Source organism: Brenneria sp. g21c3 (genome assembly GCF_040240345.1).
In the GTDB taxonomy this organism is placed as follows: domain Bacteria; phylum Pseudomonadota; class Gammaproteobacteria; order Enterobacterales; family Enterobacteriaceae; genus Brenneria.
The window spans coordinates 54,257-71,732 of sequence record NZ_JBEIAB010000008.1; the positions used below are offsets into that span (position 1 = coordinate 54,257).

General features: G+C 56.7%; 13 protein-coding genes. 7 read left to right on the plus strand and 6 right to left on the minus strand.

Going from position 1 to position 17,476, the window contains the following annotated elements; all coding sequences use genetic code 11:
- Positions 1-9 precede the first annotated feature (9 nt).
- The 4 genes from ABRZ28_RS13705 to ABRZ28_RS13720 all read left to right on the plus strand — a co-directional run bounded on the left by ABRZ28_RS13705 (position 10) and on the right by ABRZ28_RS13720 (position 4,475).
- A complete protein-coding gene (locus ABRZ28_RS13705) occupies positions 10-1,446 on the plus strand; it encodes a M20 family metallopeptidase (RefSeq protein ID WP_330520547.1) in 1,437 nt (478 codons plus the stop codon).
- Between the two features lie 22 nt (positions 1,447-1,468).
- Complete coding sequence (locus ABRZ28_RS13710) at positions 1,469-2,398, plus strand: LysR family transcriptional regulator (RefSeq protein ID WP_330520548.1); 930 nt, start codon at positions 1,469-1,471, stop codon at positions 2,396-2,398.
- A gap of 263 nt (positions 2,399-2,661) precedes the next feature.
- Positions 2,662-3,009 carry a DUF805 domain-containing protein gene (locus ABRZ28_RS13715; protein ID WP_319606200.1) on the plus strand — a complete coding sequence of 116 codons (348 nt, stop codon included), beginning with the start codon at positions 2,662-2,664 and terminating at the stop codon, positions 3,007-3,009.
- Between the two features lie 449 nt (positions 3,010-3,458).
- Positions 3,459-4,475 carry a 1-aminocyclopropane-1-carboxylate deaminase gene (locus ABRZ28_RS13720; protein WP_319606201.1) on the plus strand — a complete coding sequence of 339 codons (1,017 nt, stop codon included), beginning with the start codon at positions 3,459-3,461 and terminating at the stop codon, positions 4,473-4,475.
- Positions 4,476-4,969: 494 nt separating this feature from the next.
- Here the strand turns inward: ABRZ28_RS13720 and ABRZ28_RS13725 are convergent, their stop codons facing one another.
- Complete coding sequence (locus ABRZ28_RS13725; RefSeq protein ID WP_319606202.1) at positions 4,970-5,479, minus strand: Lrp/AsnC family transcriptional regulator; 510 nt, start codon at positions 5,477-5,479, stop codon at positions 4,970-4,972.
- 330 nt (positions 5,480-5,809) lie between these two features.
- On the opposite strand from ABRZ28_RS13725, the gene ABRZ28_RS13730 reads away from it, so the two are divergent.
- The 3 genes from ABRZ28_RS13730 (at position 5,810) to ABRZ28_RS13740 (ending at position 8,230) form a co-directional block, all read left to right on the plus strand.
- Entirely contained in the window at positions 5,810-6,646 is an 837-nt protein-coding gene (locus ABRZ28_RS13730) for an ABC transporter substrate-binding protein (protein WP_330520549.1), read from the plus strand.
- 100 nt (positions 6,647-6,746) lie between these two features.
- The gene (locus tag ABRZ28_RS13735; protein ID WP_319606204.1) at positions 6,747-7,499 is read left to right on the plus strand and encodes an amino acid ABC transporter permease; all 753 of its coding nucleotides are present in this window, start codon (positions 6,747-6,749) and stop codon (positions 7,497-7,499) included.
- A gap of 2 nt (positions 7,500-7,501) precedes the next feature.
- Positions 7,502-8,230, plus strand: coding sequence for an amino acid ABC transporter permease (locus tag ABRZ28_RS13740; RefSeq protein WP_330520550.1), 729 nt, complete (start codon positions 7,502-7,504; stop codon positions 8,228-8,230).
- 2 nt (positions 8,231-8,232) lie between these two features.
- Here the strand turns inward: ABRZ28_RS13740 and yieH are convergent, their stop codons facing one another.
- From yieH to ABRZ28_RS13765, 5 genes are all read right to left on the minus strand, one after another.
- Positions 8,233-8,898, minus strand: a complete 666-nt coding sequence (gene yieH / locus ABRZ28_RS13745; protein ID WP_319606206.1) for a 6-phosphogluconate phosphatase — start codon at positions 8,896-8,898, stop codon at positions 8,233-8,235.
- A 47-nt stretch (positions 8,899-8,945) separates the two neighbouring features.
- Positions 8,946-10,412 (minus strand): HlyD family type I secretion periplasmic adaptor subunit, encoded by a 1,467-nt coding sequence (locus tag ABRZ28_RS13750; RefSeq protein WP_319606207.1) that lies wholly within the window; start codon positions 10,410-10,412, stop codon positions 8,946-8,948.
- Positions 10,409-12,649, minus strand: a complete 2,241-nt coding sequence (locus ABRZ28_RS13755) for a type I secretion system permease/ATPase (protein ID WP_319606208.1) — start codon at positions 12,647-12,649, stop codon at positions 10,409-10,411. Before ABRZ28_RS13755 ends, ABRZ28_RS13750 begins: the two co-directional genes overlap by 4 nt.
- Positions 12,650-12,722: 73 nt before the next feature.
- Positions 12,723-16,916: a calcium-binding protein gene (locus ABRZ28_RS13760; protein ID WP_330520551.1), complete on the minus strand. Its 4,194-nt coding sequence runs from the start codon at positions 16,914-16,916 to the stop codon at positions 12,723-12,725.
- Between the two features lie 26 nt (positions 16,917-16,942).
- The gene (locus ABRZ28_RS13765) at positions 16,943-17,413 is read right to left on the minus strand and encodes a hypothetical protein (protein ID WP_330520553.1); all 471 of its coding nucleotides are present in this window, start codon (positions 17,411-17,413) and stop codon (positions 16,943-16,945) included.
- Positions 17,414-17,476 lie beyond the last annotated feature (63 nt).

Below are 17,476 nucleotides of genomic sequence, written 5' to 3' on the forward strand. Positions count from 1 at the left end.
AGACAGAATATGACGCGTGAAGAGACTATCCAGTCAACCGCCGAGGATTTCAATTCAGGAAATTTCGCGCAGACCCTGACGCGCAGGGTGGCATATCGCACGGAAAGTCAGGATGCCGGCAGCGGCCCTGTTCTGCTGTCCTACCTGACGGATGAAATGATGCCGGCGCTTGAGTCAATGGGGTTTGAGTGTCGACTGGCGGATAACCCCGTCAGCGGCAAAGGGCCGTTCTTGCTGGCGCGCCGTATGGAGTCGGAAGCCGCGCTGACCCTGCTTACCTACGGCCACGGCGATGTGGTGCGCGGCTATGACGACCAGTGGCGGGAGGGGCTGTCGCCGTGGGCGTTGGTGCAGGAGGGCAACCGCTGGTATGGGCGCGGCACCGCGGATAACAAAGGTCAGCACTCGATTAATCTGGCGGCGCTGGCGCAGGTGCTGAAGGCGCGCAACGGCCGTCTCGGCTACAACGTAAAAATCATTCTGGAAATGGGGGAAGAGGATGGTTCGCCGGGATTGAACGAGATTTGCGCGCAATACCGCGACTGGCTGGCCGCCGATCTGTTTATCGCCTCGGACGGGCCGCGAATCTCCGCCGCCCGTCCGACCCTGTTCCTCGGCTCGCGCGGGGTGTTCAATTTTGAGCTGCGGGTGAATCTGCGCGAGGGCGCGCACCATTCGGGCAACTGGGGCGGGTTGCTGAGCAACCCCGGTATCCGCCTGTCGCACGCCCTCGCCAGCATGGTGGACGCTCACGGCCGCATTCTGGTGCCGGGGCTGCGCCCGCCGGCGATCGCCGAGACCCTGCGTCATATGCTTGCGGATATTGAACTGGGCGGCGGGGCGACGGATCCGGCTATCGATCCCCGCTGGGGCGAGCCGGGTCTGACGGCGGCGGAAAAACTGTATGGCTGGAATACGCTGGATGTGCTGGCGTTCGTCACCGGCAATCCGGATAAACCCGCCCACGCCATCCCGCCGCAGGCCAACGCGCATTGTCATATGCGTTATGTGCTGGGCAGCGACGTGGAGAATTTTGCTCAACATATCCGGCGTCATCTGGACGCCAACGGATTTGAAGACGTGGCGATGGCGAATGCCGCCAGCCATTATGCCGCTACCCGTCTCGACCCCAATGATCTCTGGGTGGCGTGGGGAAAGGCGTCGATAACCCGCACATCCGGCATCAACGCCGCGGTGCTGCCGAACTTCGGCGGCGGGTTGCCGAACGCCTGCTTCTCGGAAACGCTGGGTCTGCCGACGCTGTGGGTGCCGCACTCTTATCCGGCCTGTTCACAGCATGCGCCCAATGAGCATATTTTGGCGGACATGACGCTACAGGCGCTCAAAATCATGACCGGGCTGTTCTGGGATCTAGCTGAACAGGGGGCGGATATCGTACGCATGCGTTCACAGCGAAAGAAATCTCAATCGGCGGAAACGATATAAGCGCAACAGTGCAGGAGGGCCGATGCATAGCAACGAAATTCGTTACTTCATGGCGGTGGCCAATACCGGTTCGCTAAGCGCGGCCAGCCAGCAGCTGTTTGTGGCGGTATCCGCCATCAGCAGGCAGATCCAGCGGCTGGAGACGCGTCTCGGCATGCCCTTGTTCGAGCGGCACGCCAGGGGCATGGTGCTGAATGACGCCGGACGCATTCTGGAGAATCATGTGCGGCGCAGCATGGCGGATATGGAGCTGGCGATGGCCGAGATTGAAGGGCTGAAATCGGCGCGCCAGACCACCATCCGGGTGGTGTGTACCGACGGTATCGGGTTCAATCTGCTGCCGACTCTGATGGCGACGTTTCGTCGCCAGTGCGCGCAAGTCAACTTTGTGCTGACGGTGGGCAGCGCCCGCCAGGTTCCCGACCTGATCCGCAACGGCGAATGCGATGTAGCGCTGAAGTTCAGTCTGGCGCCGGAGCACGGCGTTCAGGTCATCGCCTCTTTCCCCGCGCCGTTTCTGGCGGTGATGCAGGCCAATCACCCGCTGGCCTCAAGAGATTTTCAGCTTGATGACCTGAGCACCTATCCGATCGTGCTGCCCGATCAGGCGGCGACGGTGCGGCAGTTGTTTGATTTGTCGTGTCGGATGAACGGCGTTTTCATCGATCCGGTATTTACCTGCAATCATTTTTCGACGCTGTACGCCTTCTTGCTGGATACGCCGGACGCCATCGTCATATGCAGCCATTTTTCCGTGCTGTATAGCGCTAAACGCGATGGTTTACAGGTGAAATCCGTCAATATCGATCAAATCGGCCAGCGGATGTTGCAGATTCAGACCGAGGTCAATAAGCCGCCCACTTCCGTGTTGAATGACTTTTGCGCTTTTCTGCGTCAGGAACTGGAAACGCAGGATGCCCTGTTTCGTCAGAGTTATCGTTTTCAGGGGTGAATAATGTTTTAACCCCCTGAATGTCATCCGGGCGAAATACATGGCGTCGAGAGCATTATTCTGGCGAGACCGAAGGCGGAATAACGTTTCTTTCCGGCGCGGATGATACAATATTATTCATAGATAATAACATTGGCTTATAAAAGCGAACAGAATATTAACCATGAATATATTAAGCTTCACGGAATATATTATTTGAGATATCATTATGTTGGGTGCTGTAATACTGACTATATATTTTATTTCATGGAGGAATATTCCTTATGCAATGGTACTTAAACGTATTAAAAAATTATGTTGGCTTCTCCGGAAGGGCAAGGCGTAAAGAATATTGGATGTTTTATCTCTTTAACATCATCGTTTCTTTTGTTATCGCTATTATCGATTCGGCGCTTGGACTGAATGCAATTCTTCTGCTGATTTATTCATTAGCCATTCTTCTGCCAGGGTTGGCGGTTACCGTTCGTCGTCTTCATGATATCGGCAAATCGGGATGGTGGATCCTGATAAGTATGATCCCTGTCGTCGGCGGCATCGTACTACTGATCTTTACCTGCCAGGACAGTCAGCCCGCGGAAAATCAATTCGGAGCTAATCCGAAACTCGCTTAATCCTATTCATCATCTTTGGTACGGTATACGGCACCCTGAAAAGAAGAAATCCAGACCCTTGACAAACCTGTCGTCGATTCCCGGATTTTGTCAGTAAACTCAAATCTGAGCCTGGTTTCTTCTTTATCAGTTGCAAATGTTTTTCTCCCCAGCTTCTCAATCAACTGAATCAAAAACGCTATCCGCGGCAAACGACCTGTCCGAAAAACATCCGCATTCCCCGCCGGACAGAAACGGTGGTTAATTTTATTTCTTATTTGTTTGGTTTTTTGAAATTTATTTCATTGTTTTTGGTTTTTTTTACGTTTCAATTGATAAAAATTGGTTAATTTAGAAATTTAAACTCGGCTGTTTTCAGGTAATGTTATGAGCATGGGTTGACGGTGATTCTGAGCGGAATATTGACAACCTGCGGCTATCATTTCTCATTATTTACCGGAGCGCTATTTATGAATCTGGAGAAATTTTCACGTTATCCATTAACTTTCGGCCCTTCCCCGATTACGCCGATGAAAAGACTCAGCGAGTATTTAGGCGGGGATGTGGAAATATATGCCAAGCGTGAAGATTGTAATAGCGGTCTGGCGTTTGGCGGCAATAAAACCCGTAAACTGGAATATCTCATTCCCGAAGCACTGGAGCAGGGTTGCGATACGCTGGTTTCCATCGGCGGCATTCAATCCAACCAGACGCGTCAGGTCGCCGCCGTGGCCGCGCACCTGGGAATGAAATGTATCCTGGTGCAGGAAAACTGGGTGAATTATGCCGACGCGGTGTATGACCGGGTGGGGAATATCGAACTGTCGCGTATTATGGGCGCCGATGTGCGTCTGGACGCCGCCGGTTTTGATATCGGCATTCGCGAAAGCTGGAAAAACGCCATGGAAGAAGCGGCGCAAAACGGCGGCAAACCCTTCCCGATCCCGGCCGGCTGTTCCGAACACCCTTACGGCGGCCTGGGATTCGTCGGTTTCGCCGAGGAAGTTCGCCAGCAGGAAAAAGAGCTGGGCTTCAAATTTGACTATATCGTCGTCTGCTCCGTTACCGGCAGCACCCAGGCCGGCATGGTGGTCGGTTTTGCCGCCGATGGCCGCGCCCGTCATGTCATCGGTATCGATGCATCGGCGAAACCGGAAAAAACCAAGGCGCAGATCCTGCGTATCGCGCAGAACACCGCCAAACTGGTTGAGCTGGGCCGGGAAATCACCGAAGAAGACGTGGTGCTGGATACGCGCTACGGCGGTCCGGAATATGGTTTGCCGAACGAAGGCACGCTGGAAGCTATCCGGTTGTGCGCCCGTCTGGAAGGGGTGATGACCGACCCGGTGTATGAAGGTAAATCCATGCAGGGCATGATCGGTATGATCCGCAACGGTGAATTCCCGAAAGGATCGAAAGTGCTGTACGCTCACCTGGGCGGCGCGCCGGCGTTAAGCGCCTACAGCTATATTTTCCGTAATGGCTGACGGACTATCGTTCCCATTAAGTGGGTTCCAGACAGCCGGGTAGCCCTTCGGCCATCATCCCGGCTTCAACCCTGTCATCCCCGCAGCTTCAATCCTCGTCATCCCCGCAACTTCAACCCTCGTCATCCCCGCAGCTTCAACCCTGTCATCCCCGCAACTTCAACCCTCGTCATCCCCGCAACTTCAACCCTCGTCATCCCCGCAGCTTCAATCCTCGTCATCCCCGCAGCTTCAACCCTCGTCATCCCCGCAACTTCAACCCTCGTCATCCCCGCAACTTCAATCCTCGTCATCCCCGCAGCTTCAACCCTCGTCATCCCCGCAACTTCAATCCTGTCATCCCCGCAGCTTCAATCCTCGTCATCCCCGCGGCAGTAGGCGGGGATCGGTGACTGAAACCGTGGATATTTTGACTGACTCCCGATATTTGCGCGCGCGGCTAATGACGGTTTGATCCGTGGGGAATTTGTCGTCAACTTACGCGCATTTCCACCTTAAAACGTCAGTTGCGTGGTGGAGAGCACCTCCCGCAGGCCGATAAAAGAGCGGATTTGACGCACGCCGGGCAGAAAAAGCAGCTGTTCGGCATGCAGCCGGTTGAAGCTCTGATTATCTTTGGTGCGGATCTTCAAAATGTAATCGAACTCGCCGGTAACGACCTGACATTCCATACAACCGCTGATTTTCTGCACCGCGGCTTCAAAATCCCCAAACGAGCCGGGCGTAGAGCGATCCAGCACCACGCCGATTAATACCACCAGACCGGCGTTAAGCGCCTCGGGGTTCAGCAGCGCGACGACGCCCCTAATCAGGCCAATCTGCTTGAGGCGTTCAACCCGGCGCAGGCAGGCGGGCGGGCTGAGATTGACCTTTTCCGCCAGCGCCACGTTGGATATGGACGCATCTGCCTGCAAAAGGCGCAGGATGGCGATATCGAAGCGATCCAGATCATAGGCTTTCTTTTCCTCGGCGGGGGGCGTGGCGCTGGCGCTTTTCGCTTTCATGGGGCGTTTCCTCATTTCCATACCGGATATGGCATTATGGCCATGATTTCGTCATTAAGCTGCTTTTTGCAATTAAATAATAAGAAAAGAGAAAATTGCTGATTAAAATTTATCTATATAAGAGATAAAAAGAATATTTGGTGGTTTCCGTCATAGAAAAAGCAGGGATGGCGTAATCAATGCGTGCCGCCGAGAGGCGCAGTTCGGCAGTATAATCTGCCAAAAACCGGATGTAACATAAGGTTATATTATAGCTGTTTATATTATTTCCCCCTTTCTCACTCCATTGATAGCCTATAATCAATATGTTAACTGGTTTAGGGGCGGGGAATGAAGAATCATATCGTGGCATTAACATTGCTGGCAGGTTTAGCGTCTGTTTCTGGCGTTGCGCAGGCCGATAAGCTGGATGATATTCAAAAAGCGGGCGTGGTTAAAATAGCGGTATTCGACAGCAACCCGCCGTTCGGTTACGTCGATCAACAGAGTAAAAAGCTGGTGGGTTACGATGTCGATATCGCCGAAGCGATTGGTAAGGCGTTGGGCGTGAAGGTGGAGCTGCGGGCGACCAACCCGGCCAACCGGATTCCGCTGTTAAGCTCTAAAAAAGTGGATCTGATCGCCGCCAACTTTACCATCACCGATGAACGCGCCAAACAGGTGAACTTCAGCATTCCCTATTTTGCCACCGGACAAAAATTCATCGCCCGCAAAGGCGTGTTGAAAACGCCGGAAGATATTAAAGCGCTGCGTATCGGCGCGGACAAAGGCACGGTGCAGGAAATTACCCTGCGCGAGCATTATCCCACCGCCAAAGTGATCTCTTATGATGATACGCCGCTGGCGTTCGCCGCATTGCGTAACGGCAATGTACAGGCCATCACGCAGGATGACGCCAAGCTCGTCGGTTTGCTGGCCAATGTGCCGGATGCGCAGAAAGCCGAATTTGAAATTTCGCCGTTCAGCATCACCAAAGAGTATCAGGGGATTGGTCTGCCGAAAGGCGAAGAGCGCTTGACCGAGAAGGTCAACGAAACCCTGCTGAACCTGGAAAAACAGGGCGAAGCGAAAAAGATTTACGATCGCTGGTTCGGACCGGAGACAAAATCGGCTCAGCCGCGCGGCGACTTTACTTTCGCACCGCTGGATCAGCAGCCTAAAGCCTGATCTTCCGCTCAACGGATGATAAACCATCACATTTCAACCCTCTGCCAGGCAGGGGGTATTTTTGTTTGTTATGTCTGATAATGTATAAAAACGGCTGGTTATGAAACTGACAGATACAGCGCTGCACTATATTGAAGAGTGGCTGTTGGCTCCCCAATACCTCAGTTGGCTTTGGCAGGGTTTTCTGGTCACGTTATGGATTTCCTTCTGTACGGTGATACTGGCGACGTTGCTGGGATTCTTGCTGGCGGCGGCGCGGGATAGCCAATTACGTCTGTTGCGCTGGCCCGTCATGGCTTACAGCTCGCTATTTCGCAATACGCCTTTGCTGATACAGCTTTTTTTCTGGTATTTCGGCGCCGGTCAGTTATTTCCCTCAGGCATGATGCAGTGGCTCAATACGCCGCACGACTTCACATGGCTGGGGATGAGCGTGGCATGGCCTTCGTTTGAGTTTCTGGCCGGGCTATTGGGCCTGACGCTCTATTCCAGCGCCTTTATCGCGGAAGAGATCCGGGCCGGCATCGGCGGCGTGGCGCGCGGACAAAAGTATGCCGCGCTGGCGCTGGGGTTGAGCGGATGGCAATCCATGCGCTATGTGGTCCTGCCGCAGGCATTGAAAATCGCCTTGCCGCCGCTGTTGGGCCAGTACATGAACGTCATTAAGAACTCCTCGTTGGCCATGGCGATTGGCGTGGCCGAACTCTCTTATGCCTCCCGTCAGGTGGAAACCGAAACCCTGCGTACCTTTCAGGCGTTCGGGGTGGCGACGGTCCTGTACATTGCGATCATCGCCTTGATGGAAGGCTGGGGAATGTGGCGTCAGCAACGTAATCCGGCCGTGGAGCGCTGAAAATGGATTTCACCATTATTTACGATAACTTCAGCTACCTGATGTGGGGGACGTTTCCCGATGGCCCATTGGGCGGCGCGGCGCTGACGCTGGCGATCAGCCTGCTGGCGGGCATCGCTTCCGCCGTGTTGGGTACCCTTTTGGGCGTCGCGCTGGCGATGTCCCGCGGATGGTGCGCGGCGTTGCTGGCGATGATTATCGGTTTTTTCCGGGCGATCCCGGTCATCATGCTGATATTCTGGACCTACTTTCTGCTGCCGGTCGTTTTCGGCATCGAGATCCCGGAAATCACCACGGTGGTTTGCGCGCTGGCGCTGATCGCGTCGGCCTATCTGGCGCACGGCGTGAAAGCGGGGATTGTCGCCATCGGGCGCGGTCAGTGGCAGGCCGGCTTATCGCTGGGATTCGGGCGCTGGCGGGCGCTGTGGCATATTGTTTTGCCGCAGGCGCTGAGGATGATGGTGCCGTCTTTCATCAATCAGTGGATTTCACTGATTAAAGATACTTCGCTGGCGTACATCGTCGGCGTCGGCGAACTGACCTTTTTAGCCACCCAGGTGAACAACCGCAGCATGGTTTATCCGATGGAGGTCTTCCTGTTCGTCGCGCTGGTCTATTTTGTTTTTTGTCTGTCGCTGGAACTGCTGGCGAACGGCCTGAACAAGCGTTTTAGCCGGCAGGGAGAACCGCTAAAACGCGCATGGCGGTGGCGACGCCACAAACCCGCCTGAGGTTACGCCGCGATATCCCAGCCTTTTTCACGCCAGATCTGCGGCAAGGCCCGCATATCGGTAAACATGGTGACCAGCGGATGGTGAATCGGCGTATTGTGCGGGTCGGCGCAGTAGTAGAACACCGGAATGCCGGCGGCGATCCCCGCCTGAACGCCGGATGTCGAATCTTCCACCAGAATACAGTGTTGAACCGGCACCTGCATTTGTTCGGCGGCGTAGAAAATGACGGCGGGATCGGGCTTCCACTTTTGCAGATCGTAGCCGCTGTATAGGTGGTCGCCAAAGTATTCGAGCATGTTCGTCAGTCCCAGCGACTGCTGCATCTTGCTGACCGGCCCGTTGGAAACCACGGCGATGGGTACGTTAATCAACGCAAGCAGCTCGCGCGCGCCGTTGATCGGTTGCAGGGATTCGTCGAACAGGCGCTTTATCTCCTGCCGGTAATGGCTTATCGCATCTTCCATAGAGACCGCTACGCCGTGTTTCCGGCTGATGCGGGTAATGATTTCGTGCAGCTTCATGCCTTTGTAGTTTTTTATCACCTCTTCCAGCGATAACTTAACGCCGTAGGGAATAAAAACATTCACATAAGCCTGGCAGCACAACACTTCGCTATCCACCAGCGTGCCGTCACAGTCAAATAAAACGCATTCAATACGGGGCATGAAGGATCCTTATCGGGGAAAATGTACGGTTATTTAATACGTTGTTTTTACCTTTCCCGCAAACTTTCCGTCGCCGCCCGCTGAATAGGGCTGGTAATAAACTCGATGATGCGGCGCTTGCCGGTTTTGATTTCAGCCGTGAGGTTCATGCCGGGGCTGAGGTGGATGGTCTTGCCGTCGATATCCATCTGCGTTTCGTGCATGCGCAGCGTCACCATGAAGATCGCGCCCCGCTTTTCGTCCTGAACGGCATCCTGCGTGATTTTTTCCACCGTGGCGCTTAGCGTGCCGTAGCGGGTGTAGGGGAAGGTCTCCAGCTTGATCGCCGCCTGCTGGCCGGCATAGACGAAGCCGATGTCTTTATTTTCCAGCGCCACTTCCGCGGTGAGGCTGGCTGATTCAGGCACAATGACCATCAGCGTTTGCGCTTCGGTCACCACGCCGCCCTCGGTATGGGCGGCCAGTTGTTGCACGGTGCCGTCCACCGGGGCAATAAGCGTGGCCAGATATTCGCGTTGCGTGGCTTTGGCCAGTTCCTGCGTGGTTTGCCGGATTTGCAGTTCGGCCTGTATCTGCCGCTCGCTGAGGGTTTGACGGGTTTCAGCCAGATAGGCGTTGCGAGCCTGTTCGCTTTCGTACAGCGCGGCCTGCGCTTGTTGCCACTGAGCCTGTTGCGCCGCCAGGTCGCGCTCCAGTTCAATGCGTTCCCGCGTTTTATCCTGCACGGTATGGCTGGCCACAAAACCTTTTCCGGCCAGTTGCAGGAAGTCTTTTTCCCGTTTGCGCACGATGGGCAGCGTGGTTTGCAGCTTGCTGATGAACGCGCGGGCGGTCGCCACTTCGGCCTGGCGCTGCTGTTTTTCCGCTTCCAGGCGGGCAAGCTGGGCGCGGATGTCCTGCCATTGCGTCGCCAACTGGTATTGTACGGCTCCGGCTTCGCTTTCACTCCAGCCGTCGGGGATAGCTTTGGCCGGCAACCGGGGGGCGTCGGGCTGATTGTCGGAGAGCGCTTGCAAGAGAGTATGGCAACGCAGCGCTTCGGATTGGGCGTTTTTTCGGCCTTCCTGTAGGCTGATTTTGTCGGCGCGGGCATCGGTGGGATCGAGCTCCACCAGCGCTTGTCCGGTTTTGACGTGCTGGCCGTCGCGCACCAGAATGCGGGTGACGACGCTATTTTGCAACGGTTGTACGACCTTGGTGCGTTCACTGACGATAATGCGTCCCGGCGCCACGGCTACGATATCCACTTTGCCGCAAACAGCCCAGGTGACGGCGATAAGGAACAAGGCGATCAGTACCCATGCCAGGCGCAGCGGCGCGGGGTGTAGCGGGGTTTCCTGTAAACTTAAGGCCGCGGGCAGAAAGGCGGCTTCGTCGGCCAGACGCGCGGGGCCGGCCAGTTCGTGGCGCATCGCCCAGCTTGCCGTCAGGATAGCGCGATATCGGGCGAGTAGTTCGCCTGCCGGACGGCGTTGAGACTGCTTCCGTGATTCATGGGATATGCCGGATGTCATAGCGCATTCTCTGATGAATGACCGTTTGGCGCGGTAACGGTAAGGGAATGTCGGGCGGGTATTTCCCCGCCGCTCTGGTTATTTTGTATGGCCCACAGATGGGCATACAGTCCCTTTGCGTTACGGATTAACTCATCATGCGGCCCCGCCTCCACGATACGGCCTTTATCCATAACGATGATACGGTCGGCCTGTCGCACCGCGGTGAGACGATGGGCGATGATCAGCACGGTGCGCCCCTGACAAATGGCGGCCATGTTGCGCTGGATAACGGCCTCGCTCTCATAATCCAGCGCGCTGGTGGCCTCATCGAAAATAAGGATGCGCGGTTGGGTGAACAGCGTTCTGGCAATGGCGATGCGCTGACGTTGTCCGCCGGAAAGGGTGCTGCCCTGTTCGGCGACCAGGGTGTCGTAGCCTTCGGTTAGTTCGCTGATGAAGTCATGCGCGCCCGCCAGTTGCGCGGCGCGCATGACTCGCTCCAGCGGCGCGGCCGGGTCGGCAATGGCGATGTTTTCGCGTACGCTGCGGTTGAACAGTAAATTTTCTTGCAGCACAACGCCGGTCTGGCGACGCAACTGGGCGGCGTCGATCAGACTGATATCCAGCCCATCGATGAGTACGCGGCCTTGCTCGGGGGTATAGAGACGTTGCAATAGCCGGGTCAGGGTGCTTTTGCCGGAGCCTGATCGCCCGACGATGCCGATGATTTCGCCCGGTCGGATATCCAGGCTGAGATTTTGGATCACGGGGGGCGCTTCGGGCCGGTAGCGGAAGGTTAGGTTCTCGAAACGGATACGGCCTTGCAGTCTGGGCAACTGTGCGGCGTTGACGGGCGGGACTTCGGTACGGGTATTGAGGATGTCGCCCAGCCGGGCCATCGAGATGCCGGTTTGCTGGAAGTCCGTCCACAGTTGCGCCATACGCATGATGGGCTGCGCCACGCGTTGGGCGAACATATTGAACGCGACAAACTGACCGACGCTAAGCGAGCCGGCCATGACCAGATGGGCGCCATACCAGAGGGTGGCGGCGTTGACCAGCTTACCGATAAGGTTGACGCCCTCATGCGCCCAGGCGGCCAGATTTTGGGTTTTGAAACTGGCCGAGACGTAGGCGGCCAGTTGGTTATCCCAGCGCCGGGCGAACGACGGCTCCAGCGCGGCGGCCTTGACGGTCTGGATACCGGTGATGCTTTCCACCAGCATGGCCTGATTTTCCGCGCCGCGGGCGAATTTTTCATCGAGACGACGGCGCAGCAGCGGAACAATCAGCAGGCTGAGGGCGAAATACAGCGGCAGGCTGACCAGCACGATCAGCGTCAGCGGCACGCTGTAAAGCAGCATCACGGCAATAAAGAGCACGGAGAATAGCGTGTCCAGCACGACCGTCAGCGCATTGCCGGTGAGAAAGCCGCGGATATTCTCCAGTTCGCGTACGCGCGCCACGGAGTCGCCCACCCGGCGCGCCTGAAAGTAAGAGAGCGGCAGTTGCACCAGATGCCGGTATAGCCGGGCGCCCAGCTCAACGTCGATGCGGCTGGTGGTGTGGCTGAAAACGTAGGCGCGCAGGCCGTTCAATACGCTTTCAAACACCATGACGATCGCCAGTCCGGCGATCAGCACATCCAGCGTGGTCAGTCCCCGGTGTACCAGCACCTTGTCCATGACGACCTGGAAAAACAGCGGGCTGACCAGCGCGAACAGTTGCAGCATCAGGGAAATGAACAGTACTCGTCCCAGCAGTTGGCGGTATTTCACCATGCTGGGAATAAACCAGGAGAAGTCAAACCTGGCCATCTCTCCCGCCAGGCTGGCGCGACTGGTGATAAGCATCAGTTCGCCGGTCCACAGCGCAATGAATGCCGCCAGTTCCATCACCTGCGGGCGGGAGCCGCCTTCCGCCTCCGTGGCGGCGAAGTCTTGCAGCAACAGGCGCTTGCCGTCGCACTTCGCCAGCACGACATAGCGCGGCGGTTTATCCGGCCTGCGAATTTTCGCCAGCGCGGGCAGCGGCGTTACCGCAAGGCGCTGGACGCTGGTTTTGCTGGTTTTGGCTTTCAGCCCGATATGCTTTGCGGCCAGCAGCAGACTGGCCTCGTCGATGGCCGTACCGCCGGGCAGCGCCAGACTATGCGCCAGCGTGGCCGGGTCGGCGGCTATCTGATGGAGGCGGGCGATGGCGCACAGCGCGGTCAGATCGGGGGGGACAGCGGTGGCTGCCTGGTATTCTGTCATTGACGGCGTCGCTCCTTGACGGTCCGGACGTTTACTTGAATAGCGGGGAAACGGGCGTTCCCCCGCTAAATGGTTACTGCCAGTTTGCCGCCAGCACCTGCTCGAACTGGGGACGCTGTTCCGGCGTCAGCCGGATCTCTCCGCCTCTTGGCGAACCGAAAGCGGCCATGGCATTGATGAGATTGTCCACGTTGGCGGCGGACAGCGATGCGCCGTCGGTTTGAATGCTGTCAAGGCGCTGGCCGGCGTCGGCATACCAGTTTTGTACGACGACGCGATCGCTTGAGCCGATGGCGTCGATCATCAGGTCGTCTTTATATCGCGACAGCCACAGGGCGTCGTTGGCGATGCCTTCAATACGCAGGACGTCGACATCGTCGTCCGGGGTGCCGGATTGATTCCTGATGACGGTCTGGTTTTCGCCGGCGGCGAATACATAGGTATCGCTGCCGTCTCCGCCGATCAGAACATCGTTGCCGCGGCCGCCGTACAGCGTGTCGTTGCCGGCTTCGCCTTTAAGATAATCGTTGCCGTTTTCGCCATAGATGATGTCGTCGCCGCCGCGGCCCCAGACCTGATCGTTGCCGTCGCCCAGCAGCATAAACTCGCTTTTATCCCGATAACCGACGAACTTGTCGATGCCGTCGGTTCCGCGCCGCACCGTGCGTTTTTCCACCTCGGCCTGAGTGAGAGAGGTGCCGTCGGCGAACGCGATATGGTTCAGTTTGAAGTGGTCGCTCATTCCCCGGAACCAGTTCTGCACGGTAATGGTATCGCCGCCGCCGTACCCGATAATCAGATCGCTGTCGCGGTGCGTGAAGTCGAGATCGTCGGCCGTAATACCGTCGCCGAAGCGTAGCGTGTCGGTGCTCGGCGTAACCTGGGGAAGCGCCATGTTGGTGCGGCATTCGATTAATAAATCCTGACCGTCTCCCCGTTCGAACCGGTAGGTGTCGTCGCCGTAGGAACCATAAAGCGTATCGTTGCCGCTGCCGCCTGCCAGCGTATTGGCGTAGCGGTATCTGCGGTGGCTGAGGGTTTCCAGCACGTCGTCGCCCGCGCCGCCCAGCAACGTATCGGCCCCCTGGCCGCGCAGGGTATCGTCGCCGTCGCCGCCGTCAAGCACGCCGGTGCCGAGCAGGGTGTCGTTGCCCGCTTCGCCGTACAGCGCGTTAGCGCCTTCGCCGTCGTTTAAACTATCGTCGCCCTCTCCGCCGTACAGGGTGTCATCGCCCTGATTGCCGTAGAGCGCGTCATTGCCTGTGCCGCCCGTCAGCATGTCGTTGCCGCTGCCGCCATGGAGGATGTCGTCGCCCTCATCGCCATACAGCCGATCGTCGCCGCCCAGGCCGTAAATCGTATCGTTGCCTGCCAGTGTATTAATGACGTCGCCTTTATCGTCGCCGAATGCCGTATCGTCTCCGGTTGTACGCGACGCGGCGTGCAGCGCGTCCAGCATTTGCTGCTGGCTTAGCGTGCTGCCGTCAATGAAACGGAACCGCTCGATAGCGCCAGTGGCTACCGAACCGTCGGCGTTAAAGAAATTGTCGATGCGCACCGAACCGGCTTCGCCGCCGTCGGCGTTTTTGATTTGGATGTGAATCGTAGCGGCGTCTCGCGAGAATGTCAGATCGGTCTGGCCGATACCGCTGCCGAACACGATCTGATCCATACCGCCGCGATCGGCGAGGGTGTCATCGCCCTGGTTGCGGAAGATATAGTAGCTGTCGTTTCCCTTCTGCCCCTGGAGCCGGTCGTTGCCGTCGAAGCCAATAAAGGCGGACCCGGTATTCACGCCGGACAGATTATCGTCGCCCGTTGTGCCGAACAGGATGCCAGATTCAAAGAAGGGCGCCAGGCTGGCGTTGGCGTCGATAATCGTCTGGAAAGCGGCGTCGCGTCTGCTGCGGTAGCCGGGCGAATAGGCGCCCAGATCGGTCAGAATCGCCAATACGCCGGGAATACGTTCAACACGGCCCTCGGCGTACAGCGTTTGCAATTTGTTCTCCAGCGCCGCCCAGTCGACGGTAATGCTGTGCGCGTCGGAGCCAAACGCCGAGCGGATACTATCCAGATCTTCGGCATAGTTGGTTTGCGCCTGGATTTGCGCGGCGGTGAAGCGTTTGAACTTCTGGTACTCGTCCTTCAGGATTGAGGCCGCTACGGAAAGCGGATTAGCACTGTCTTTGCCCTTGTTCCATGAGCTTACGTAAGGGCGGCCGGTCAGACTTTCCAGCGCGACAAGCTGGCGCGCATCTATTTGATGACCGTATGCTTGCGAGTCGCGGCTATGGGGATCGACATCGGCAACCCCGGTCCAGCGGTAGATCAGGTCGTCAAGCAGGGCATCGCGGTCCGCGCCGTCTGCGGCCCCGGTATATTGGTTCAGCAGCTCTTTCAACTCAGGATCGAGTATTATCGCCTGACGCAAATCGTGTACCTTGCCAAACCCTTTGGCGTTAGCCAGAGACAGTGACTCGACGGTTAGCGTAATATCGCCGCTGTTGATGCGGCGGGCCGTATCTACTTTGAACCACACGTCCGTCGCGCGGGAGACCGAGCCGTCGCTCAGCGTCACGCTTGCCGTCTGACGGTGCTGGTGGCCGTGGGCATCGACGCGGCTGGCATTTTTGTAGTCGGTGCTGATGGCGCTCACGCCGGCGTCGGCAAGGCTTTGCAGTTCGCCTTCGTCGCTATTACCGTTGCCGTTAAGGTCGCGCCAGATTTTCAGGTTGGCGTAGGCCGCATCCTGCGCGTCGATGGTCTTGTCGCCGTTATCATCATACTCGGTCAGCGCCAGGAATCCGTTGTCGGCCGTCTTGCCGTTACTCAGGAGGGTGTGGTTGCCGAACAGTTCGCCGCCGTTGCCGATGCGGCCGTCGCCGTTGCGATCGAGCGCCAGCAGCCCGTCGTCGGGACTGACCCAGCCGGTCAGTTCGCTTAGCGCATCGCCATCCAGATCGAAGTACGCCGCGCCGGTTTTCAGGGTTTCAATGCCGTCGCCGTCCAGATCGATAACAATGGGCGAGACAGCGGTTTCAGCTTTGCCGGTTTCCGGCGTTTCATCCGGCTCGTCGTCGCTCAACATGATGTTCAGCGAGTTTTTATCTTTGTCGTAGTTGCGGATGGTCAGGCTGCCGTTAACGGTCAGCGTACTGCCGTCCAGCACATATTCGTTGCCGTTACCGGTATAGGTATTCTCGGCATCGCCTTCCTTGCGGGTACCGCCGGTGAGGAGTCTGTTGTTGAGGTAAATATTGCCTTTATGATCTGAATCGAGAATGGTATCGCCGTCATCCACGATATAAATGTCGTTTCCGGCCCCGCCTTGCAGGATATCGTCATCCTGTCCGCCAATAAGAATGTCATCATGACGGGTTCCTTTGATGGTGTCGTTTCCTGCTCCCCCCACATAAACAACACCATTGTCGGCATAGTTCTCCAGGTGCCGGTGGTCGTCCAGATCTTCATTTTTTGCATCATAGCCCGTCATGACGTCGCTTTGCCGGCTGCCATAGAGTATCGGCTTGTTATCGAACAGCGCCCTTGTTGAACCGGACGCGAACAGTTCATCCGTCAATCTCTGGATTTCACTCAACAGGGATAACTTAGGTGTAAGGCTTGCGCTGGGTTTTGAGGCAACCGCCTGACGGTACCCCTCCGCATCCAGTGTCGTCAGGGTGCGATCCCCTGTAAAGTTAATGATAACCTTTCGCCCGATGCCGGAAGGATCGACGATCTCCTCAAGATAGCCGTTGCCCAGTCTGGCCAGCGTGTCTTCAGACTTGAAGTCGAAGTTGTCGGGGCCGTGGTTAAGGGGAGTAATGGCGAAGTTTTCTATCCGTCGGCTGCCATCTTTTTCAACGATAAAGCGGACGTGATCGTCAATCTCAAACGCCGTTGAGTTCCAGATATATACCCGTGCGGCATAGTCCTCGGTGTCGTCGCTGAAAGCCCACTGCTTCTGTACAATCCATTTTTCATCCACGTCAAGTAGGTCACGCATGTCTTGCTCGTTGTAGCTGCCGACAGGCAGATCGTCCGAGGCAAAAAATTTATTGATGATTTCAAAATCGGCGGGGGAGGTGAAGCGGCCAACCTCGGCCATGTAGTCGTTAATGTCTACTTCTGTAGAGGCTTCCGCCTTAGCCGCCTGTATTTCTTCAGCGGAGGCGCGGATAAGGCGCTCATCCAGCAGGTCGCCGGGGCGTGACTTTGTGCCGTAGAGGTAAAGGTTGGTGATCTCTTCCGGGGTCAGTACGGGCATAGCATTTCTCCTTAAGCGCTATCGGGTCAGATTCCTGACCATGGATGACCGCAATTAGATATCGCGACAAATTCAGTAACCGTTTTTGATGCGCGCTGGTTGTTTGCATCCAGATAAAAGGTCTGGTACTTCACTTCGACAAAGCTGCTGTTACTACCCCATAGCCGGTCTCCCAGTGTGATTTGGTAGCCCAAGCGCTCCTGAACATTGGTGATTCGGCAGCAGTCCGGGTTGGCCTGCCGGAAGTGAGCGATGTCTTTGTAGGGGAAGGGCGGCGTTGTAGCATTTGATAGCTCACGCGTTCCGCCATATAACGTGGAACGGTAATGTGCCTGCGTATTCCGGAGAGCGATGGTGATTTTTTCCTCGTCGGAAAGGCGCTTATAGGTCTCAAAGCAGAAGCCGAAATAATTGAGCGTCAGATGCATAATGATGGCAACCAGCGGGAAGAGCAGTAGTAAAAACAGCGCCTCCCGCAGTAACTTCCAGATAGTCATGTTATTCACCCGCCTGTTTTTGGTGTGTGCTTAATGCCTGATTGACGGAGTTCGCCTTGGCGC